General features: G+C 60.5%; 18 protein-coding genes. 2 read left to right on the top strand and 16 right to left on the bottom strand.

Features of this window, described 5'->3' with window-relative positions; all coding sequences use genetic code 11:
* Positions 1 to 79: 79 nt before the first annotated feature.
* The 8 genes from EV102420_RS04885 to EV102420_RS04850 form a co-directional block, all read right to left on the bottom strand.
* Positions 80 to 622 (bottom strand): YfaZ family outer membrane protein, encoded by a 543-nt coding sequence (locus EV102420_RS04885; RefSeq protein ID WP_042389608.1) that lies wholly within the window; start codon positions 620 to 622, stop codon positions 80 to 82.
* 116 nt (positions 623 to 738) lie between these two features.
* Entirely contained in the window at positions 739 to 2,109 is a 1,371-nt protein-coding gene (menE, locus tag EV102420_RS04880) for an o-succinylbenzoate--CoA ligase (RefSeq protein ID WP_042389607.1), read from the bottom strand.
* Positions 2,106 to 3,068: an o-succinylbenzoate synthase gene (gene menC, locus EV102420_RS04875; RefSeq protein ID WP_042389605.1), complete on the bottom strand. Its 963-nt coding sequence runs from the start codon at positions 3,066 to 3,068 to the stop codon at positions 2,106 to 2,108. The genes menE and menC overlap by 4 nt, the downstream gene beginning before the upstream one ends.
* Complete coding sequence (menB, locus tag EV102420_RS04870) at positions 3,068 to 3,925, bottom strand: 1,4-dihydroxy-2-naphthoyl-CoA synthase (protein WP_042389603.1); 858 nt, start codon at positions 3,923 to 3,925, stop codon at positions 3,068 to 3,070. The genes menC and menB overlap by 1 nt, the downstream gene beginning before the upstream one ends.
* 13 nt (positions 3,926 to 3,938) lie before the next feature.
* Complete coding sequence (gene menH / locus EV102420_RS04865) at positions 3,939 to 4,727, bottom strand: 2-succinyl-6-hydroxy-2,4-cyclohexadiene-1-carboxylate synthase (RefSeq protein WP_042389600.1); 789 nt, start codon at positions 4,725 to 4,727, stop codon at positions 3,939 to 3,941.
* Positions 4,724 to 6,394, bottom strand: a complete 1,671-nt coding sequence (gene menD, locus EV102420_RS04860; RefSeq protein WP_042389598.1) for a 2-succinyl-5-enolpyruvyl-6-hydroxy-3-cyclohexene-1-carboxylic-acid synthase — start codon at positions 6,392 to 6,394, stop codon at positions 4,724 to 4,726. Before menD ends, menH begins: the two co-directional genes overlap by 4 nt.
* 151 nt (positions 6,395 to 6,545) lie before the next feature.
* Positions 6,546 to 6,848, bottom strand: coding sequence for a stress response protein ElaB (gene elaB, locus EV102420_RS04855; protein WP_042389595.1), 303 nt, complete (start codon positions 6,846 to 6,848; stop codon positions 6,546 to 6,548).
* Between the two features lie 53 nt (positions 6,849 to 6,901).
* Positions 6,902 to 7,375 carry a GNAT family N-acetyltransferase gene (locus EV102420_RS04850; protein WP_042389593.1) on the bottom strand — a complete coding sequence of 158 codons (474 nt, stop codon included), beginning with the start codon at positions 7,373 to 7,375 and terminating at the stop codon, positions 6,902 to 6,904.
* Positions 7,376 to 7,435: 60 nt separating this feature from the next.
* Here EV102420_RS04850 and rnz point away from each other — a divergent pair, with 60 nt between their 5' ends.
* Both rnz and EV102420_RS04840 read left to right on the top strand, forming a co-directional pair.
* Positions 7,436 to 8,353 (top strand): ribonuclease Z, encoded by a 918-nt coding sequence (gene rnz / locus EV102420_RS04845; protein WP_042389591.1) that lies wholly within the window; start codon positions 7,436 to 7,438, stop codon positions 8,351 to 8,353.
* 75 nt (positions 8,354 to 8,428) lie between these two features.
* Entirely contained in the window at positions 8,429 to 9,433 is a 1,005-nt protein-coding gene (locus EV102420_RS04840; RefSeq protein WP_042389590.1) for a chemotaxis protein, read from the top strand.
* A 94-nt stretch (positions 9,434 to 9,527) separates the two neighbouring features.
* Here EV102420_RS04840 and nuoN read toward each other — a convergent pair whose 3' ends face one another.
* The 8 genes from nuoN to nuoG all read right to left on the bottom strand — a co-directional run bounded on the left by nuoN (position 9,528) and on the right by nuoG (position 19,601).
* Complete coding sequence (gene nuoN / locus EV102420_RS04835; RefSeq protein ID WP_042389587.1) at positions 9,528 to 10,985, bottom strand: NADH-quinone oxidoreductase subunit NuoN; 1,458 nt, start codon at positions 10,983 to 10,985, stop codon at positions 9,528 to 9,530.
* A gap of 7 nt (positions 10,986 to 10,992) precedes the next feature.
* Positions 10,993 to 12,522, bottom strand: a complete 1,530-nt coding sequence (nuoM, locus tag EV102420_RS04830; protein WP_042389586.1) for an NADH-quinone oxidoreductase subunit M — start codon at positions 12,520 to 12,522, stop codon at positions 10,993 to 10,995.
* A 121-nt stretch (positions 12,523 to 12,643) separates the two neighbouring features.
* Positions 12,644 to 14,485 (bottom strand): NADH-quinone oxidoreductase subunit L, encoded by a 1,842-nt coding sequence (gene nuoL / locus EV102420_RS04825; protein ID WP_042389584.1) that lies wholly within the window; start codon positions 14,483 to 14,485, stop codon positions 12,644 to 12,646.
* Positions 14,482 to 14,784: an NADH-quinone oxidoreductase subunit NuoK gene (nuoK, locus tag EV102420_RS04820; protein ID WP_042389582.1), complete on the bottom strand. Its 303-nt coding sequence runs from the start codon at positions 14,782 to 14,784 to the stop codon at positions 14,482 to 14,484. The genes nuoL and nuoK overlap by 4 nt, the downstream gene beginning before the upstream one ends.
* Entirely contained in the window at positions 14,781 to 15,332 is a 552-nt protein-coding gene (nuoJ, locus tag EV102420_RS04815; protein WP_042389580.1) for an NADH-quinone oxidoreductase subunit J, read from the bottom strand. The genes nuoK and nuoJ overlap by 4 nt, the downstream gene beginning before the upstream one ends.
* Before the next feature lie 11 nt (positions 15,333 to 15,343).
* Positions 15,344 to 15,886 carry an NADH-quinone oxidoreductase subunit NuoI gene (gene nuoI, locus EV102420_RS04810; RefSeq protein WP_042389578.1) on the bottom strand — a complete coding sequence of 181 codons (543 nt, stop codon included), beginning with the start codon at positions 15,884 to 15,886 and terminating at the stop codon, positions 15,344 to 15,346.
* A gap of 14 nt (positions 15,887 to 15,900) precedes the next feature.
* Positions 15,901 to 16,878, bottom strand: a complete 978-nt coding sequence (nuoH, locus tag EV102420_RS04805) for an NADH-quinone oxidoreductase subunit NuoH (RefSeq protein ID WP_042389577.1) — start codon at positions 16,876 to 16,878, stop codon at positions 15,901 to 15,903.
* Positions 16,875 to 19,601, bottom strand: a complete 2,727-nt coding sequence (gene nuoG / locus EV102420_RS04800) for an NADH-quinone oxidoreductase subunit NuoG (RefSeq protein ID WP_042389576.1) — start codon at positions 19,599 to 19,601, stop codon at positions 16,875 to 16,877. The genes nuoH and nuoG overlap by 4 nt, the downstream gene beginning before the upstream one ends.
* Between the last annotated feature and the right edge of the window lie 7 nt (positions 19,602 to 19,608).

Genomic DNA, 19,608 nt, shown 5'->3' with positions numbered 1-19,608 from the left:
AGTACTATAACGCATGGGGAAGCAAATAGCGGCAGGATCCAGCAGGAGAAAAGGCGCGGCAGGCCGCCGCGCCGGAGGATTAGAAGCTGGCGTTCACCCCAACGTAGGGGCCATCAGCAAGCGCATTGTCGCGGTTGCCGTCTTTACCCGCCAGGTTCAGATAACGATAGCCGGCTTCAATGCTCAGCGGACGCATGATGGTCCAGCGTGCGCCAGCGTTAGCTTCTTGATAGCTGTCGATACCGCTGGAGAGCGAGTCCGGAGAGTAGTAGTACTCACCAAACAGGCGGAAGCTGTCGCCGATCGGCCACTGCAGGCCGCCGCCTACCGCTGCGGCATAGCCTTCGTCGCCGTCATTCGGATTGGTATAAATGCCTTTACCGCCAACGGTCGCCAGCAGCGGCCCGAGCGGAAGGTTAAGACCCAGCCCCAGACCGGCGGCGTCGCCGTCGTCATCGCTGTGCGTCCAGTTGCCGCTCAGCGCCAGGCCGCTGGTTTCGGTGCCAAATCCGGCCGCCAGGTTGGTGTAGTGCTCCCCTGCCTGACCGCTAACGCTCAGCGCGCTGGCTGATGCCGATACCAGCATCAGGCTGGCCACTCCCCACAAAATTCTTTTATCCATTGCCCTTTTCCATACTAAAAAATATAAAACGCCCAAAACCGGCACAGTGTACAAGCCTTTCACGCTGGCCGATGGGCGAAAAGTGTTTTACACGGTTTAGCGGCACAGGGGAAGTGCTATCCGCCGCGCAGCGTCTGCTGAACCCAGTCGATCAGCGACCGGCGGGAGATCTTGATCCCCCCTGCGTTTAGGCGCTCAGGCAGGGCCAGCCAGTGCACCGGCTGCTGGAAGCGGGCAAGCTTGCCATTGACCCACGCCCCCAGCGAGTCGATAGCAAACTCGCTGTCGCATGCCACTACCGCAACCGGACGTTGGCCAAATTCGCGGTCGGCCAGCGGGACTACAAAAGCCTGCTGTACACGAGGATGGGCCTCAATTACCCGCTCCACCTCCTCCGGCTGGATCCCCTCCCCGCCGCTGAAAAAGAGATTATCCATGCGTCCGAGTATGCTCAGCCGTCCGTTGTTCAGCATGCCGCGATCGCGAGTAGCAAACCAGCCTTCATCATTGACCAGCGGGATAAGCTCGCCGTGACGCCAGTAGCCTGCGGCCATGCTCGCGCCGCGCAGCCACACTTCGCCGTTGACGATCCGCACCTCACGCCCCGGCAGCGGCTGACCGACATCCGGCTCGCCGTCGGCGTTTTTTGCGCACACCGTAGAGGCGAACTCAGTTAGCCCGTAGCCGCACCAGGTGCGGATCCCTTGCGCGCTGGCCCGCTGGGTAAGCGCCACCGGAATAGCCGCACCACCCAGCAAAACCGCTTTCAGGTTCACGCTGGCGTTCTCCTCCAGCAGCCGCCAGAGCTGGGTCGGCACTAGCGAGGCATGAGTACAGCCTGCCAGCGCCTGAGCCAGCGGCTGCTTATCGCGAACCGTCAGCCGCCCGCCCGCCAGCAGCCAGCGCCATAAAATGCCCTGCCCGGAGACGTGAAACAACGGCAGGGAGAGCAGCCAGTCATCTTCCGGGCCGTAAGGCAGCAGGGACAGCACGCCGTGCGCGCTGGCCAGGTGCGCGGCAGCGGTGTGTACCGCCGCCTTGGGCAGGCCGGTTGAACCGGAGGTGAGCGTCATGGAAACCAGCCGCTGCGGCTGCCAGCAGGCTGCATCCTCGCCCTCTGCGTCACGCATCGCCAGCGTCGGAAGCCCGATGCCGTGCCAGTTATTATCAAAACCCAATGTATGTTGTAACGAAAGTGACGGTAGCAGGACCGCCAGTAGCGCATCGGGCAGCTGGGGGTTAATGTGCAATACCCGTGCGCCGCACTGGAGCAGCGCCAGCCAGGCCAGCAGCGTTTGCGGTGAGTTACCGGCGCGCAGCAGCACGCTATCCCCCGGCCGGACGTGTTGCCGGGCAAAGCCCGCCGCCAGGGCATCAAGGCGCGTACAGAGCACGCGCCAGCTGAGGGTTTCCTGGTTCAAACGCACGGCGGCGGCGTCACCCCGCCGCTCGCGCCAGTGACGCCACGGCCAGTCGGCAAAGGTCATCGCAACGGCTCCAGGGCGGCACTATCAAGGCACGGCAAGGTACTGCCCGGCCAGCGGCGAACCTGCTGAACCTGCATCAGTCCTAACGTGTCGAGCCCCGGTATGGTCTGCGGCGTCAGCCAGGCGGCAATCCGCGCCAGCTGGGTCAGACCGAGGCTTGACTCGATAGAGGAGCTGATCACCGCCGTCATGCCCAGCGCATGGGCAGCCTGCACCTGCTCGCAAACTTTCTCCAGCGCGCCGGTGAGCATAGGCTTGATCACCACGGCTTTCACCCCGGCCTCGACGGCAAAGGCAAAATCAGCCTCACGCAGGCTCTCATCCCAGGCGATGGCGATCCCGGTCTGCTGGGCAAAGGCCAGCGAGTCGGTGCGGGTTCGGCACGGCTCCTCAAGAAAGGCGATGCGCGAGCGATAGTCCGGATGAACATACTTCGCAAACTGCTGCGCCTTTTGCGGAGTCCAGGCGCGATTGGCATCCAGCCGCAGCTGGAGGTCGGGCACCGCTTCCAGCAGGAGATTAACTACCATGCCGTCACGTACCGCTTCATAGAGGCCCACTTTGACCTTTGCGACTTTCTCGCCGGGCATGGCAGCAAGCTGAAGCATCAGCTCGTCAGGATCGCCGGTGCAGAGCGGCGCGGCGCGATAGTCTGCTGCCTCAGGTAGGGTTCCGGCCAGCTCGGCCTGCGCACAGCTCACGCCAAAGGCCACCGACGGCATCTCCGGAAGCGTCTCTGCCCCCTGTAGCCAGCGGTCAACCCAGGCCATTAGCACTGCCTGCGCCTCATCGCGTGTTTCATGGCTGAAGCCCGGCAGCGGAGCAATCTCACCCCACCCTTCCCGGCTGCCGTCACGCAGGCAGAGATAGAGTCCCTCGCGGGTTTTCAGCCGCCGCTCGCGCAGCACTACCCCGGCGTCCATCGGGATCTGCCAGCGGTAAACCTGTGCCTGACGCATTACGGGTTCCGTTTAAATTTGCTAAAGTCCGGCTGACGCTTCTCGTTGAAGGCGTTGCGCCCCTCTTGCCCCTCTTCGGTCATGTAGAAGAGCATCGTGGCATTGCCCGCCAGCTCCTGCAGACCCGCCTGGCCGTCACAGTCGGCGTTGAGCGCCGCCTTCAGACAGCGCAAGGCCATCGGGCTATTTTGCAGCATCTCCCGACACCAGCGTACGGTCTCTTTTTCCAGCTCGGCAACCGGCACCACGGTGTTGGCCAGCCCCATATCCAGCGCCTGCTGGGCGTCGTACTGACGGCAAAGAAACCAGATTTCGCGTGCTTTTTTCTGCCCAACAATGCGGGCCATATAGGCCGCGCCCCAGCCGCCGTCAAAAGAGCCGACCTTGGGACCGGTCTGGCCGAATACCGCATTTTCCGCCGCAACGGTCAGATCGCACATCATATGCAGGACGTGGCCGCCGCCAATAGCGTACCCCGCCACCATCGCCACCACCGGTTTCGGGCAGGTGCGGATCTGACGCTGGAAGTCGAGCACGTTAAGGTGATGTACGCCGGAGTCATCCTGATAGCCGCCGTAGTCCCCGCGCACCTTCTGGTCTCCCCCGGCGCAGAAGGCTTTTTCACCTTCGCCGGTGAGGATAATCACGCCAACCTCATCATCGTAGCGGGCGTCCGCCAGCGCCTGGAGCATCTCTTTCACCGTCAGGGGGCGAAACGCATTGCGTACCTGCGGACGGTTGATGGTGATTTTGGCGATGCCGTCCGTGGATTTATGGTAGCGAATGTCGCTGTAGCCTTCGGAGCAGTCCTGCCACTCAACCGGCGCGTAAAGCATGGATTCATCGGGATAGATCATCAGAGTTCCTTAATCAGTAGCGCAAAATGTGCGCCAGACAGGCCGCCGTCCCGCCGGGATTCTCCCGGTGGGCGTTGTGCCCGGCGTCGTTAATCAACAGGCAAGACGCCGCAAGCTCTGCACCGAGGGCGCGGAATTTGTGGTCGTGTTCGCCGCACAGGTAGTAAAAGGGAAAGTTGCCCTGGCGCAGCGCCGGACGCAGATCGGGTTGTACCGCCAGAGAGGTGGCTTCGAGCATGGCGGCCAGCGCCGCGCCGCTGTTGTCGCGTCTTATGGCCACCAGCTCACGCCGCTGTTCAGCGCTCAGCTCGGCAAATACCGGCTGTCGATACCAGTCGTTAAAAACGTCGGTCAGTGGTTCATGGCGGAAGCGCTGTGCCCAGCGGGCATCAGAGAGCCAGCGGGCCTCGCGGGCGGCGGCGGAGGTGAGTCCTGGATGGCTGCCTTCTACAATCGCGCCCTGTAAACCAGCGGGATACTGGCAGGCATAGTTCATACACGCATAGTTCATACATGCATAGTACATGGCGATGCGGCCTCCGAGGGAGTACCCCACCAGCCAGTACTTTAGTATGTTGTAACTAACAAGCGTAGCGTGCAACTGTGAGCACACCTCATTAAAGTCGCGGGCGTAGATAGCCGATGAACCGCCGTGACCGGGGAGATCGATATAGAGACGGGGATGGCGGGAGAGACGCTCCCCCACCGCCGTCCACTCCTCGCCACGGCCTGAGAAACCGTGCAGAAATACCAGCCAGGGTAGCCCGGCCTCGCCCGCTTTCGCCACCGCATGCAGGATCATAGCTGGCTGACCTGGGCCAGGAGCTGCTGTAAGGTTTGCGCCCCCTCCTGGGGATCGACCACCAGCTCGATCAGAGTCGCCTGCGGTGCGCGCCAGGCTCCAGCCAATGCCGCCTCCAGCTCGGCCCAGCTTTCAGGGCGATGGTAGGCCAGGTCAAACATCGCCGCCGCATGGTCAAAGTGGACGTTCTGCGGCATGAGGTAAAACTGTTCCCGCTCGGCCTGCGGAGTCGGCAGCAGGGAGAAGATCTGCCCGCCGTTGTTGTTCACCACGATCAGCACAAAGGGCGCGGAGACCTGGCGCAGCAGCGCCAGCGCGTTGAGATCGTAGAGTGCGGAGAGATCGCCCACCAGCGCCAGGGTTGGCCTCGCGGTGGCGCGCTGCACGCCAGCGGCGGTAGAGAGCAGGCCGTCAATGCCGCTGGCACCGCGATTGCTGTAAACCGGATAGCCCGCAGGCAACTGCCCAAGGGCATCCACCAGGCGCACGACCAGGCTATTGCCCAGAAAGAGCTGCCCCTGCTCCGGCAGAAACTCCGCCAGACGGTGCGCCAGCTGCGCTTCGCCAAAGGTTTCACGCCGGGCTGCAGCGGCCTGCCACGCCCGATCGGCCAGAGAGGGGATCGCCGTATACCACGGATGACGCTTCTCGGCCGGATGCAGCATCAGCCACTCGCCGACGCCGGATAGCAGCCGCCGTCCGCGATGGTGCGCAGGATCGAGGCGGCCTGCAATGTTATCCACCAGCCAATACTCATCCGGTGTGCAGGTTGCCTGCCACTGCAAGAGTCGTTTTCCGGTCAGGCTGCTGCCAAGCTGGATAACAATCTGCGCCTGGGCCAGCTCGCTCACCGCGCGGGCGTTGCCCAGCCACAGATCGGCGCAGGGCAGCGGCTGCCCGGTCTGGGAGAGCACGTCGCTAATCAGGGGCCAGCCCAGCATCTGCGCCCACTCTGCCACCCGTTTGCCCTCGGCGGCGCTCATCCGCCCGGCCACCACAACGCCACGCTTCTGTCGCCAGAAGAACCAGTCGCGCTGCTTCTCGCTCTCACGACGAATATCCTCCCGCAGCCAGGGGCGATCGCTCTGCCACCAGCTGCCCAGCGCGCGCTGCCACTCAAGGCCAGACTCATCCAGCTCGCCGTAAAGCGGCTCGGCAAAGGGACAGTTGATGTGTATTGCCCCGCCGTGCAGCGCCCCAAGGGCGTTATCCAGCGTAGAGACCAGCCAGCGGGCCGGGATCTCCTGAGCAGGGCGTGGCAGGGAGATAGTCTGTGCCGAATGCGAGGCAAACATGCCCGGCTGGCGGATCGCCTGGTTCGCGCCGCAGTCGATGAGCTCCGGAGGACGATCGGCGGTGAGCAGGATCAGCTTCTCACCGGTCAGCCCAGCCTCAATCAGTGCCGGGTAGAGGTTCGCCACCGCCGTACCGGAGGTGACAATCACCGCTACCGGCTGCTGGCTGGCCTTCGCCAACCCGAGCGCCAGATGCCCCAGCCCGCGCTCGTCGAAATGGGTATGGTGAATAAACGCGTTATTTTGCGCAGCCGCCAGGGTGAGCGGCGTCGAGCGGGAGCCGGGCGCGATGCAAACGTGTTTGATGCCGTGGCGCGCCAGCGTTTCGAGAATAACCTCCGCCCAGCGCCGGTTGAATGAGCTTGCTGACATGAGTTTGTCCGGTATCAAGAATAGGGACAAGTATACGGAGATGCAGAGGCGGGATTTTTGATGTAAATCGGTAAGGCGTACAGAAGAGAGAAAAAACAGCGGGCGCTGTCCTTAAGACAGCGCCCGCGTAGGGAGGCGTGGCGTTACAGCATTAGCGACGCAACAGCAGCCCTAACACCAGGCCAGCGGCGGCACCGATGCCTACGCCCTGCCACGGTTTTTCACGCACGTAATCGTCCGCACGGTATGCCACCTGCTTGGCACGCACGTAATACGTGTCGGATGCCTGGCTAACGCGGTCTTTTACATCATGCAGAGCCTGCTCGGCGCGTGCTTTCAGCTCGACGTATTTCTGGTCAGCCGGATCGCCGGAGGAGCGTAGCACTTCTTCCAGCGTGTCGCTTAGCAGGTTCAGGTCGTCATCGATACGGGTACTCGTAAATTGGTTAGACATTAGGTTTCTCCATGTTTTGCACCTGTCAGCTAACTATAGACAATGACTTGCGGTTACGCCTGGTCAACGTGAGGTATGATTTCACGCGCCATACCGATATGCGGAATCCCATCTTCGTCATAAACCTCGGTCACCGGGACAAAGCCAAAGTGACGATAGAAGCCCTGGAGATGTGCCTGTGCGCCCAGATATATCGGGCTTTGCGGCCAGTTTTTGCTACAGCTGGCAACGGCCCTTTCCATCAGCTGATAGCCCAGTTTTTCACCCCGTACTGCGGCGCTTACAATGACGCGGCCAATGACTACCGGCGCAAAATCATCCTCGCTTTTCAGAATCCTCGCATACGCCACCAGCTGGTTATCCCGCCAGCCAAGCAGGTGTCGGTTCTCACCGATCAGGTCATCACCGTCAACGTCGAGATAGACACAGTTCTGCTCAACCACAAAAACTTCGCAGCGCAGCTTCAGCAGAGCGTAGAGTTCAGAGACGGTTAATTCAGCGTGGTGCAGGTCTTGCCAACGGATCATGGTGCGCTCCTTTTTATGCGTTGCTCGCTATAATAAGGCTTTTATCGACCCAGAGCGCATATGGAACTGATATTTTTAGGGACCTCAGCAGGCGTCCCCACGTGCACCCGTAACGTCAGCGCGGCGCTGCTGAATCTACGCCACCCGACGCGGCCCGCGCTGTGGCTGATTGACTGTGGCGAAGGCACCCAGCAGCAGATGCAGCGCACCGCCTGGCATCCCGGCAAGCTGGATCGCATTTTTATTACCCATCTGCATGGGGATCATCTCTTTGGCCTGCCGGGCCTGCTTTGCAGCCGTTCGATGGCAGGCAACGTCCACCCGCTGACAATCTACGGCCCCAAAGGGCTGCGGGAGTTTATTGATACCGCTCTGCGCCTGAGCGGCTCCTGGACTGACTATCCGTTGACGGTGGTGGAGATTGAGGAAGGCCCGGTGATGGATGACGGCCTGCGTCGCGTCACCGCCGTTGCGCTTAACCACCCGGTGGAGTGCTACGGCTACCGCATCGAGGAGCACGACAAGCCTGGCGCGCTTGACGCTGCCGCGCTGATGGCACAGGGCGTTAAGCCCGGCCCGCTCTTTCAGCGTCTGAAAGCCGGAGAGATCGTCACCCTGGAGGATGGCAGACGCATTGACGGTAACGATTTCCTCGCCCCCGCCGTGCCCGGCAAAAAGCTAGCCCTGTTTGGCGACACCGCCCCCTGCCCCGGCGCGCTGGCGCTGGCTCGTGGCGCAGACGTCATGGTGCATGAAACAACGCTGGAGGCGGAGATGGAGGAGAAAGCCAACAGCCGGGGCCACAGCTCAACGCGCCAGGCAGCACGGCTGGCACAGGAGGCGGGTGTTGGCAGGCTGGTGATGACGCACATCAGCTCACGCTACGATGATGAGGGCGGCCAACGCCTGCTGGCTGAGTGCCAGGCTATCTTTCCGGACACCCTGCTGGCAGAGGATTTTGCCGTTGTAGAGATTTGATGTAAATCGCGCCTCCACTTTTTCCTCCGCGTGCCGATAACTGTGTAAACGCAGGTACTCCACTCTGAGGGCATCATGGATAGTTTCCAGAAAGATATTGATGACAGGGCTAATCTCACCCTGTCCAACCGCTTCGAGCTGTTACTGTTTCGCCTTGGTACGTCACAACACGAACAGAAATCAGAACTCTATGGCATCAACGTATTTAAACTGCGTGAAATTGTGCCCATGCCTGCGTTTACCCGCCCTGCCGGGATGAAATCGCCCCTGCTGGGGATGGTCAATATTCGCGACCAGGTTATCCCGGTTATCGATCTTCCTGCCGTGGCGGGCTGCAAGCCCAGCACCGGTCTGAATATCCTGCTGATCACCGAGTATGCCCGCAGCGTACAGGCCTTTGCCGTCGAGTCGGTGGAGAACATTACCCGTCTGGACTGGAAGCAGGTGCACACGGCGGAAAAGGCGATCAACGGCCGCTACATTACCAGCATCGCTTGCCTCGACGATGATAAAGACACCAATAACCTGGCGCTGGTGCTGGACGTTGAGCAGATCCTCTATGACATTGTGCCGTCGGATCATGACCTCCATGCTAACAATGACGACGTACAGAAATTCAATATTAAACCGGGTGCGGTAGCCATTGTTGCCGAGGACTCAAGGGTCGCGCGAGCGATGCTGGAGAAGGGGCTGGAGACCATGCAGATCCCCAACCAGATGCACATAACCGGCAAAGATGCGTGGGAGAAGATCCAGCTGCTGGCCCAGCAGGCAGAGAGCGAGGGCGTACCGGTGAGCGATAAAATCGCCATGGTGCTGACGGATCTGGAGATGCCGGAGATGGATGGCTTTACCCTGACGCGTAAAATCAAAACCGACCCGCGCCTGAAGCATATTCCCGTGGTGATCCACTCTTCGCTCTCCGGCAGCGCCAACGAAGATCACGTTCGCAAGGTGCAGGCCGACGGCTACGTTGCCAAGTTTGAAGTGACCGAGCTGTCGGCGGTACTGAAAGAGGTGCTGGACCGTGCGGCAAGCAAGGCTAACGGCCCGCTGATTAGCCATAAGCAGGCAGTGTAATCGGTTAACGCCTGATGGCGCTGCGCTGATCAGGCCTACCCCGGACGAAAAAAAACCGCCGAATCTTCGGCGGTTTTTATTTTGCTCTTAAGCCTTACATCAGCGGCTGGGCCATCTGTACCAGGCTAATCAGCGGCTGCGGGTAGACACCCAGCAGCAGCACCAGCAGGGCAGAGATCAGAACCACGATCCCGCCCGCGCTGTAGGCCCAGTCGGACGGCGCATCGCGGTTAAGCTGCTGCGGTGCGCTGAGGTAGAGGCTTACCGCTACGCGCAGGTAGTAGTAGAGACCAATTGCCGAGCCGATCACGACCGCTGCTGTCAGCCACCACAGGTGCGCATTCACACCCACCGCCAGCACGTAAAACTTACCGATAAAGCCGAGGGTCATCGGGATCCCCGCCAGTGACAGCATCATCACCGTCATTACTGCCGAAAGGATCGGACGGTGCCAGAACAGGCCGCGGTAGGAGTAGAGCGAGTCGGCATCCGGGCCACGGTACGGGCTGGACATCAGGCTCACTACGCCGAACGCGCCGAGGCTGCTAAACAGGTAGCCCGCCAGATAGACGCCTACGGTCTCCATCGACATCTCGCCGTTCTGCAGGGCGATCAGCGCCACCAGCAGATAGCCAAGGTGAGAGATAGAGGAGTAGCCGAGCAGACGTTTGATATTGGTCTGGCTCAGCGCCATCAGGTTACCGAAGATGATCGAGGCGAAGGCAATAATGCCCAGCACCACGCGTACCGCTTCGCTATCGCCTACCGGCGCGTAGAGGAACAGACGCATTACCACGCCAAAGATCGCAATCTTGCTGGCGGTCGCCAGGAAGGTAGAGACCGGTGCAGGCGCGCCCTGGTAGACGTCCGGCGTCCAGAGGTGGAACGGCACCAGAGAGAGCTTGAAGCCAAGACCGACGATCATCAGACCGAGACCGATCAGCAGCAGCGGCTGGTGCAGCATGCCGTCGCCGAGGCTCTTACCGATAGCCAGGAACGACAGGTTGCCGGAGTTGGCATACACCAGCGCCATACCAAACAGCAGGAACGACGAGGCTGCGGCAGAGAGAATGGTGTACTTGATGCTGGCTTCCAGCGAGCGTTTCTGACGGAACGCGTAGCCAATCAGGCCGAACAGCGGCAGCGAGATCAGCTCGATGCCGAGGAACAGCGCGGCCAGATGGTTAGCGTTAGCCAGCAGAATGCCACCCAGCGCGGCAATCAGCACCAGCAGGTAGAACTCTTCCTGGTTGTCTTTGTACCCTTCCAGCCACGGATAGGCAAAGGTGCAGGTCGCAAGGCTCGCCAGCAGTACCAGGCCGGTATAGAACATGGAGAAGCCGTCAACGCGCATTAACGGCGTTACGTCCATTGCGCCCGCCTGGCCCACCAGCCAGAGCGAGACCAGCGCGGCGTTCAGGCCAACAACGGCGAGGGTGGCGTTGAGGAAGTGGTTGCGTCGCCACGCAATGGAGAGCATCACAACCACCACCGTCAATCCGACGATCAGCAGCGGTAGCAGCGCGATCAGGTGTTGTGGAGTAAGAGTCATATGCGCTTTACGGCCTTGTAGTAGTAACGGAATTAACAAACCACTGCTGGATATTGCTCATCGCGGAGTGCGAGGTATCCAGAATCGGCTGCGGATAGAAGCCAAGCAGTACCAGGAGTACCACCAGCAGCAGGATGATGAACAGCTCACGCAGCGACATCCCTGGCAGTTCTTTAGCGGCAATTTCACTCTTCGCCTTACCGAAGTAGGCGCGGTGCAGCATCGCCAGCGAGTAGACCGAGGCGAACACCAGACCAAAGGTCGAGATCACGGTGATGAGCGGTACAACGCCGTAGCTGCCGAACAGGATCATGAACTCACCCACGAAGTTACCGGTACCTGGCATCCCGAGGGTGGCCACAGCAAAGAACATCGACAGTGCGGGCAGCCACTTAATCTTGCTCCACAGGCCGCCCATCATGCGCATATCACGGGTGTGCAGGCGCTCGTAGAGCTGGCCGCAGATGATGAACAGACCGGCCGCAGAGAGACCGTGGGCAATCATCTGGATCACCGCGCCCTGGTAGGCCAGCTGGTTGCCGGTATAAATGGCGATCAGCACGAAGCCCATATGGGACACGGAGGTGTAGGCAATCAGACGTTTGATATCGGTCTGGGCAAAGGCCATCCACGCGCCGTAGAAGATACCGATCACGCCCAGCCACATGGCAATCGGCGCGAACTCCGCAGAGGCGTTCGGGAACAGCGGCAGCGCAAAACGCAGCAGACCGTAGGCGGCGGTTTTCAGCAGGATCCCCGCGAGGTCAACGGAACCGGCGGTCGGTGCCTGGGAGTGGGCGTCCGGTAGCCAGCCGTGCAGCGGCACCACCGGCATTTTCACCGCAAAGGCGATGAAGAAGCCCAGCATCAGCAGGTATTCCACGCCGTGGGACATCGGGGTTTTCAGCAGCTGCTCATAGTTGAAGGTCCAGACGCCGGTGGCGTTGTAGTGGACAAACACCAGCCCGAGGATCGCAATCAGCATCACCAGCCCGCTCGCCTGGGTGTAGATGAAGAACTTGGTGGCCGCCGTGATACGCGTTTTACCATCGGAGGCCTTGTGGCCCCAGAGCGCGATCAGGAAGTACATCGGCACCAGCATCATCTCCCAGAAGAAGAAGAACAGGAACATGTCGATGGCAAGGAACACGCCGATCACGCCGCCCAGGATCCACATCAGGTTGAGGTGGAAGAAGCCCTGGTACTTTTCGATTTCACGCCATGAGCAGAGCACCGCCAGCACGCCGAGGAAACCGGTCAGAACGACCATCAGCAGCGACAGGCCGTCCAGCGCCAGGTGAATAGTGATACCAAAGCGCGGGATCCACTGCCGCGTGAACTCCGACTGCCACTGCGGCAGACCGGTAGCCTGGGTAAGCGAATAGCCGCCCTGCATCCAAAGCTGCAGAGAGAGCGCCAGCGTCAGCCCCATTGTTACCAGCGCGATCCAACGCGGTAACTTTACGCCAAAGCGTTCAGTCAGCCAGCAGAGGAAGCCGCCGATAAAGGGAATTAATATTAGCCAGGGTAGTAACATGGCGGTTCTTATTCCTTGTTAAATTCTGTATCGCCGGGTGGCGCTGCGCTTACCCAGCCTACAGGTTAGACCGTAGGCCCGGCAAGCGCGAGCGCCGCCGGGCATCACCTGCATTATTAAATCAACGCAAAACCACTAAGAGCGCGAGCACCACGACCGCACCAACGCTCATGGAGGCCACATACCAGCGCAGCTGCCCGTTTTCGCTGAACAACAGGCCCTTCCCGGCAAAGCGGGAGAGAATAGCCGGCGTGTTCATCACCGCATTCAACGGATCGCGCTTAATCAACCACGCAATGCCAAGGAACGGTTTAACGAAGATTTTGTCGTACAGCCAGTCAAAGCCCCAGGCGTTGTACCACCAGGTGCCCAGCAGGCGACCCGGCGCGCTGTTGGCAATGGAGGTCACCAGCGTGCGCTTGCCCAGCCACAGCCATGCGGCAATCAGGATCCCGGCAATAGCCACGACGCCCGAGGTAATTTCCAGGGTCAGCACGCGACCATGCTCAAGCTCGGTAGTATCCGGCAGCACGCCCTGCAGCGGTGGCACGATCATCGCCCCAACGAAGGTTGAGAGCACCAGCAGCACAATCAGCGGCAGGTGATGGGTGATCCCCTTCCCTGCGTGAGCATGGATCTGCTCTTTGCCGTGGAAGACGATAAAGATCATACGGAAGGTGTAGAGCGAGGTCATGAACGCGCCGACCAGGCCTGCCACCATCAGGTTGATATGGCCGTTAGCCATCGCCCCTGCGAGGATCTCATCCTTACTGAAGAAGCCAGCGGTGATCAGCGGCAGTGCCGCCAGCGCCGCGCCGCCCACCAGGAAGCAGACGTAGACCAGCGGAATCGACTTACGCAGCCCGCCCATTTTAAAGATGTTCTGCTCGTGGTGGCAGGCAAGGATCACCGAGCCAGACGAGAGGAACAGCAGCGCTTTGAAGAACGCATGGGTCATCAGGTGGAAAATCGCCGCATCCCATGCCTGCACGCCCAGCGCGAGGAACATGTAGCCGATCTGGCTCATGGTGGAGTAAGCGAGAACGCGTTTGATGTCGGTCTGCACCAGCGCCGCAAAACCGGCCAGTACCAGAGTGACCGCGCCGACGATCCCCACCAGATGCAGGATCTCCGGGGTCATCAGGAACAGGCCGTGGGTACGGGCGATCAGGTAGACACCGGCGGTCACCATCGTGGCGGCGTGGATCAGCGCAGAGACCGGCGTCGGGCCAGCCATCGCGTCCGCAAGCCAGGTCTGCAACGGCAGCTGCGCGGATTTACCGACCGCACCGCCCAGCAGCATCAGCGTCGCCCACGTCAGCATGTTGTTGCCTGCTTCGAAGTGCGCAGGTGCCAGCTCGACCATCTCACGGAAGTTCAGCGTGCCCAGCTCGTTGTAGAGAATGAACAGGGCAAAGGCGAGGAAGACGTCACCCACACGGGTCACGACAAACGCTTTCATTGCCGCCGCGCCGTTCTTCGGATCGGTGTAGTAGAAGCCGATCAGCAGATAGGAGCAGAGGCCCACGCCTTCCCAGCCGAGGTACATCAGCAGCAGGTTGTCCGCCAGCACCAGCACCACCATGCTCGCGATGAACAGGTTGGTGTAGGCGAAGAAGCGGGAGTAGCCCTCTTCCCCGCGCATGTACCAGGAGGCGAACATGTGGATCAGGAAGCCAACGCCGGTCACCACCGAGAGCATGGTCAGCGACAGGCCGTCCAGCACCAGGTTGAAGCCGATGTTGAAATCGCCTACTGCCATCCAGGTCCACAGCGGCTGGCTGAAGGCCTCGCGTCCGTTGTTAAAGAAGTCAACGCCAGCAATCGCCGTTACCAGCGCTGCCAGCCCGACGGAGCCCATCCCCACCGCCGCGGAGAGATTTTCCGACCAGCGGCCACGGGAGAACGACAGAAGCAAGAAGCCAATCAATGGCAAAATAATGGTTAAGGCAAGCATGTTCATCCACGCAACTCACTTACTGAATCGATATTCAGGTTCTGGCGACGGCGATGCAGCTGCAGCAGCAGCGCCAGGCCAATACTGGCTTCCGCGGCCGCGAGGCTAATCGCGAGGATATACATCACCTGGCCGTCACTCTGGCCCCAGTAGCTGCCCGCGACGACAAAAGCCAGCGCGGCGGCGTTAATCATGATTTCGAGGCCAATCAGCATGAACAACAGGTTGCGGCGGATGATAAGCCCCGTCAGCCCGAGCACAAACAGAACGGCGGCGAGGATCAGTCCGTGTTGTAAGGGGATCATACGTGCTCCTCCGTTTTTCTTTTCGCATCCGCCGGACGGTTGCTCAGCACCTCGCCCGGACGCTCTTCACGGCCAACGTGGAAGGCCACCACCAGACCCGCCAGCAGCAGCATCGACGCCAGCTCAACCGCCAGAACGTAAGGCCCGAACAGAGTGATACCGACCGCTTTCGCGCTAATCGCGGTGCCGTCAATGCCCTGATCGTTAACGGTGAGAATGGCATACACCATCACCGCCAGCAGTACGGCAGAGACCAGCCCTGGACCGATCCACACCTGCGGCTTCAGCCACTGGCGCTCCTGCTCGATTTCGGCTCCGCCAAGGTTAAGCATCATCACCACAAACACGAACAGCACCATAATGGCCCCGGCGTAGACGATGATCTCCAGCGCACCGGCAAAGTAGGCGCCAAGGGAGAAGAAGACCCCTGAAATCGCCAGCAGGGAGACAATCAGGTACAGCAGCGCATGCACCGGATTGGTATGCGTAATCACGCGTAGCGTGGTCACGATGGCTACAAGGCCACAGATATAAAAAGCGAACTCCATTGCCCCTCTCCTTACGGTAACAGGCCCTTGACGTCGATAGGTTTGGCTTCGTTCTCTGCCTCGCCCTTATCCTTGCCGTCGATTGCCATACCTGCCATCCGGTAGAAGTTATATTCCGGATATTTACCCGGACCGGAGATCAGCAGATCCTCTTTTTCGTAAACCAGGTCCTGACGCTTGAACTCGCCCAGCTCGAAGTCTGGCGTAAGCTGGATCGCCGTGGTTGGACAGGCCTCTTCACACATACCGCAGAAGATGCAGCGTGAGAAGTTGATACGGAAAAACTCTGGATACCAGCGGCCGTCGACGGTTTCCGCTTTTTGCAGCGAAATACAGCCTACGGGACAGGCTACCGCACACAGGTTACAGGCAACGCAGCGCTCTGCGCCGTCCGGATCGCGGGTTAATACAATGCGGCCACGGTAGCGCGGCGGCAGGTAGACCGGCTCTTCCGGATACATACGGGTTTCGCGTTTGGCAAACGCGTGCAGGCCGATCATCCAGATACTGCGTACCTGGGTGCCGAAACCTACGATTAACTCTTTTAAGGTCATGGTCTTTTCATCCCTTATTGCGCCTGCCAGAGAATGACAGCCGCCGTTACCAGCAGGTTGATTAGCGTAAGCGGCAGGCACACTTTCCAGCCGAAGGACATCACCTGGTCATAACGCGGACGCGGTAATGCTGCGCGAATCAAAATGAACATCATCATGAAGAATGCTGTTTTCAGGGCAAACCAGACGAACGGAGGTAAGAACGGGCCGTGCCAGCCACCGAAGAACAGGGTGACGATCAGCGCGGACACGGTAACGATAGCAACGTACTCACCCACGAAGAACAGACCGAACTTCATGCCGGAATATTCGATGTGGTAACCGTCCGCCAGCTCCTGCTCGGCCTCTGGCTGGTCAAACGGATGACGGTGACAAACCGCAACGCCTGCAATCGCAAAGGTGATGAAACCAAAGAACTGGGGAATGATGTTCCACAGGTGCGCCTGGTTGTTAACGATGTCGGTCATATTGAATGAACCGGCCTGCGCCACAACGCCCATCAGCGACAGCCCGAGGAAGACCTCGTAGCTCAGCGTCTGGGCTGAGGCGCGCATCGCCCCCAGCAGCGAGTATTTGTTGTTACTCGACCAGCCGGCAAACAGCACCGCGTAAACCGTCAGCCCCGCCATCATCAGGAAGAACAGGATGCCGATGTTGAGATCCGCTACCACCCACGTCGGGCTGACCGGCACAATAGCAAAGGCCAGCAGCAGCGAGGTAAAGGCGATCATCGGTGCGAGGGTATAGATCATGCGGTCCGAGAAGCGCGGGATCCAGTCCTCTTTGAAGAACATCTTGATCATGTCCGCCACCAGCTGGAGTGAGCCACCCCAGCCTACGCGGTTCGGTCCATAACGGTTCTGGAACAGGCCGAGCAGACGACGCTCGGCAAAGCTCATAAACGCGCCGCAGATGACCACCACCAGCAGGATCGCCAACGCCTTAAGAATCCCGATCAGGATATCAATCAGCTCCGGTGTTAACCAACTCATTGCTGTGCCTCCTGCAAGTTCTCAAGACGCGCGCCCGCCAGCACCGGTGCAATGCCCGGCATACCCATCGGCAAGCCCACCTGCCCTGCTGTCAAACCGTCTGCAATCACCAGCGGCAGCGTTACCGTCTGGCCCTCGTAGCTGAATGCAACCTGCGCACCCGCGTTGATGCCAAGCTTCGCGGCATCCGCCGGGTTGAGCTTGATGTACGGCTGCGGCATCCGGGTCTGGAACACCGGAGAGCGCTGGGACAGCTCGTCGCTGCCGAAGAGATGGTAGTACGGCGCCACGCGCCATTTCCCCTCTTCCGCCTGGAAGCCTGCCGGTACGCGGTCAAAGTACTCCAGACCGTTGGCAGAGGCTTCGATCAGGCGCACGCCCGGATCGCCATGACGCAGTTTGCCACCCACTTCGGCCTGGAACTTGTTCCATGCCTGCGGTGAGTTCCAGCCCGGTGCCCAGGCAAACGGAATTTGCGAGCGCGGCGCGGACGGCTGGTTGTTCCCTTCCATTGAGAAGGCAAACATGGTGTCTTTATCCTGCGGCTGACGCGGCTCGTGCACGCTGATATTGGCGCGCATTGCCGTCCGGCCGCTGTAGCGGTGCGGTTCACGGGCCAGCTTCTGACCACGAATACGGAAGCTGGCATCCGGCGCGGCATCTTTGATACCGGTCAGCTGCGGCAGCTGGGCAATCGCGGCGTCGATCACGTGATCGAGCTGGGTCCAGTCCACTTCGCGGTTCAGCACGGTGCTGTGCAGGGAGTGCAGCCAGCGCCAGCTCTCCAGCATCACGGCGCTGCTGTCGTAGTAGGCCGGATCGTAAACCTGGAAGAAGCGCTGGGCGCGGCCTTCGTTGTTGATCACCGTCCCGTCGCTTTCGGCGAAGCTTGCCGCCGACAGCACGAGGTGCGCTTTCTCCATGATCGCCGTGCGCTGATGGTCAATCACCAGCACCAGCGGCGCTTTAGAGAGGGCCGCGTCAACGCGTGCCGCAGAGGCGTGGCGATGCAGATCGTTCTCCAGCACCACCACGGCATCCGCTGCGCCGGTCTCCAGTTCGCTCAGCGCATCATCCAGAGAGCCGCCGCCGATCAGACCCAGGCCGACGCTGTTCACCGCCCGGGCAATCATGGTCACGCCCACGTCCGCGCCGCGTCCCTTCAGGGCCTTCGCCACGTTCGCTGCCGCCTGGATCACCTCGGCGCTGCCGGCGTTGGTGCCGGAAATAATCAGCGGTTTTTTCGCCCCGGCCAGCGCCTGGACGATCACATCAATTTTGTTTTGCAGATCGCGATCGATACCGTCTACCACTGGAGCAGAGCCGTCCAGCGCGTGGGCGATGGCAAAGCCTAAGCGCGCCTGATCCTCTACCGGGGCACGGTAGGTCCACGCCGCGATATCGTCGAGGCGGGTGCTATCAACGTTGGTCACGAACAGCGGATGCTTGGCACGCTGGCCGATGTTCTGGATCGCAGCAATCTGCCAGTCGGCCACTTTCTGGGCCGCAGCCATCTCGCGCGCTTTGCCTTTCACCGCCTGACGCACCGCCAGCGCGGCACGAGCACCGGTCTGGGTGAGGTCTTCACCGAGGATCAGTACCGCGTCGTAGCTTTCGATTTCACGCAGCGCCGGGGTATGGATGCCCCCTTCGCGCAGCACCTTCAGGGCCAGCTCAAGACGCTCCTGCTCACCTTTGGCGATGCCGGTATAGAAGTTCCCGGCACCCACCAGCTCACGCAGGGCAAAGTTGCTCTCAACGCTGGCGCGCGGAGAGCCGATACCGATCACCTTCTTCGACTGACGCAGGATATCTGCCGCGCCCTGCATTGCCTGCTCGGCGTTGAGGGCGATCAGATCGTCGCCACGACGCTGAACCGGCTGGCGCGGACGATCCTTCAGGTTCACGTAGCCGTAGCCGAAGCGGCCGCGGTCGCAGAGGAAGTAGTGGTTAACGGTGCCGTTGTAGCGGTTTTCGATACGACGCAGCTCGCCGTAGCGTTCGCCGGGGCTGGTGTTACAGCCCAGAGAGCACTGCTGGCAGATGCTCGGCGCAAACTGCATATCCCACTTACGGTTGTAGCGTTCGGAGTGCGTTTTGTCGGTAAAGACGCCGGTCGGGCAGATCTCTACCAGGTTGCCGGAGAACTCGCTCTCCAGCACGCCATCTTCCGGGCGACCGAAGTAGACGTTGTCATGGGCACCGTAGACGCCGAGATCGGTGCCGTCGGCGTAGTCTTTGTAGTAGCGCACGCAGCGGTAGCAGGCGATGCAGCGGTTCATCTCATGGGAGATGAATGGCCCCAGATCCTGGTTGCGGTGGGTACGTTTTGTAAAGCGATAGCGGCGGAAGCTATGACCGGTCATCACCGTCATATCCTGCAGGTGGCAGTTGCCCCCCTCTTCACAGACCGGGCAGTCGTGCGGGTGGTTGGTCATCAGCCACTCCACGACGCTCTCACGGAACTGTTTTGCCTCTTCGTCATCGATAGAGATAAAGGTGTTGTCCGTCGCCGGTGTCATACAGGACATCACCAGGCGACCGCGCGTATCTTCCGCGTTCTGGTACTGCTTCACCGCACACTGGCGGCAAGCGCCAACGCTGCCCAGCGCCGGATGCCAGCAAAAATACGGAATATCAAGACCTAACGAGAGACACGCCTGTAGCAGGTTGTCCGCCCCGTTGACCTCGTAATCCTTGCCGTCTACATGAATCGTAGCCATTAGCATG

Origin of the sequence: Pseudescherichia vulneris NBRC 102420 (genome assembly GCF_000759795.1) — a bacterium.
GTDB classification, from domain to species: domain Bacteria; phylum Pseudomonadota; class Gammaproteobacteria; order Enterobacterales; family Enterobacteriaceae; genus Pseudescherichia; species Pseudescherichia vulneris.
Note: the sequence above shows the minus strand (reverse complement) of the source record. Positions and strands in the feature narration are given on the sequence as shown.

Excerpts from the sequence above, each read along its gene's own strand:
- nuoI (WP_042389578.1), bottom strand. The coding sequence starts at position 15,886 with ATGACCTTAAAAGAGTTAATCGTAGGTTTCGGCACCCAGGTACGCAGT.
- EV102420_RS04840 (WP_042389590.1), top strand. The coding sequence starts at position 8,429 with ATGGATAGTTTCCAGAAAGATATTGATGACAGGGCTAATCTCACCCTG.
- menC (WP_042389605.1), bottom strand. The coding sequence starts at position 3,068 with ATGCGTCAGGCACAGGTTTACCGCTGGCAGATCCCGATGGACGCCGGG.
- nuoJ (WP_042389580.1), bottom strand. The coding sequence starts at position 15,332 with ATGGAGTTCGCTTTTTATATCTGTGGCCTTGTAGCCATCGTGACCACG.
- nuoM (WP_042389586.1), bottom strand. The coding sequence starts at position 12,522 with ATGTTACTACCCTGGCTAATATTAATTCCCTTTATCGGCGGCTTCCTC.
- nuoL (WP_042389584.1), bottom strand. The coding sequence starts at position 14,485 with ATGAACATGCTTGCCTTAACCATTATTTTGCCATTGATTGGCTTCTTG.
- rnz (WP_042389591.1), top strand. The coding sequence starts at position 7,436 with ATGGAACTGATATTTTTAGGGACCTCAGCAGGCGTCCCCACGTGCACC.
- menD (WP_042389598.1), bottom strand. The coding sequence starts at position 6,394 with ATGTCAGCAAGCTCATTCAACCGGCGCTGGGCGGAGGTTATTCTCGAA.
- EV102420_RS04885 (WP_042389608.1), bottom strand. The coding sequence starts at position 622 with ATGGATAAAAGAATTTTGTGGGGAGTGGCCAGCCTGATGCTGGTATCG.
- EV102420_RS04850 (WP_042389593.1), bottom strand. The coding sequence starts at position 7,375 with ATGATCCGTTGGCAAGACCTGCACCACGCTGAATTAACCGTCTCTGAA.
- nuoG (WP_042389576.1), bottom strand. The coding sequence starts at position 19,601 with ATGGCTACGATTCATGTAGACGGCAAGGATTACGAGGTCAACGGGGCG.
- menE (WP_042389607.1), bottom strand. The coding sequence starts at position 2,109 with ATGACCTTTGCCGACTGGCCGTGGCGTCACTGGCGCGAGCGGCGGGGT.
- menH (WP_042389600.1), bottom strand. The coding sequence starts at position 4,727 with ATGATCCTGCATGCGGTGGCGAAAGCGGGCGAGGCCGGGCTACCCTGG.
- menB (WP_042389603.1), bottom strand. The coding sequence starts at position 3,925 with ATGATCTATCCCGATGAATCCATGCTTTACGCGCCGGTTGAGTGGCAG.
- nuoK (WP_042389582.1), bottom strand. The coding sequence starts at position 14,784 with ATGATCCCCTTACAACACGGACTGATCCTCGCCGCCGTTCTGTTTGTG.
- nuoN (WP_042389587.1), bottom strand. The coding sequence starts at position 10,985 with ATGACTCTTACTCCACAACACCTGATCGCGCTGCTACCGCTGCTGATC.
- elaB (WP_042389595.1), bottom strand. The coding sequence starts at position 6,848 with ATGTCTAACCAATTTACGAGTACCCGTATCGATGACGACCTGAACCTG.
- nuoH (WP_042389577.1), bottom strand. The coding sequence starts at position 16,878 with ATGAGTTGGTTAACACCGGAGCTGATTGATATCCTGATCGGGATTCTT.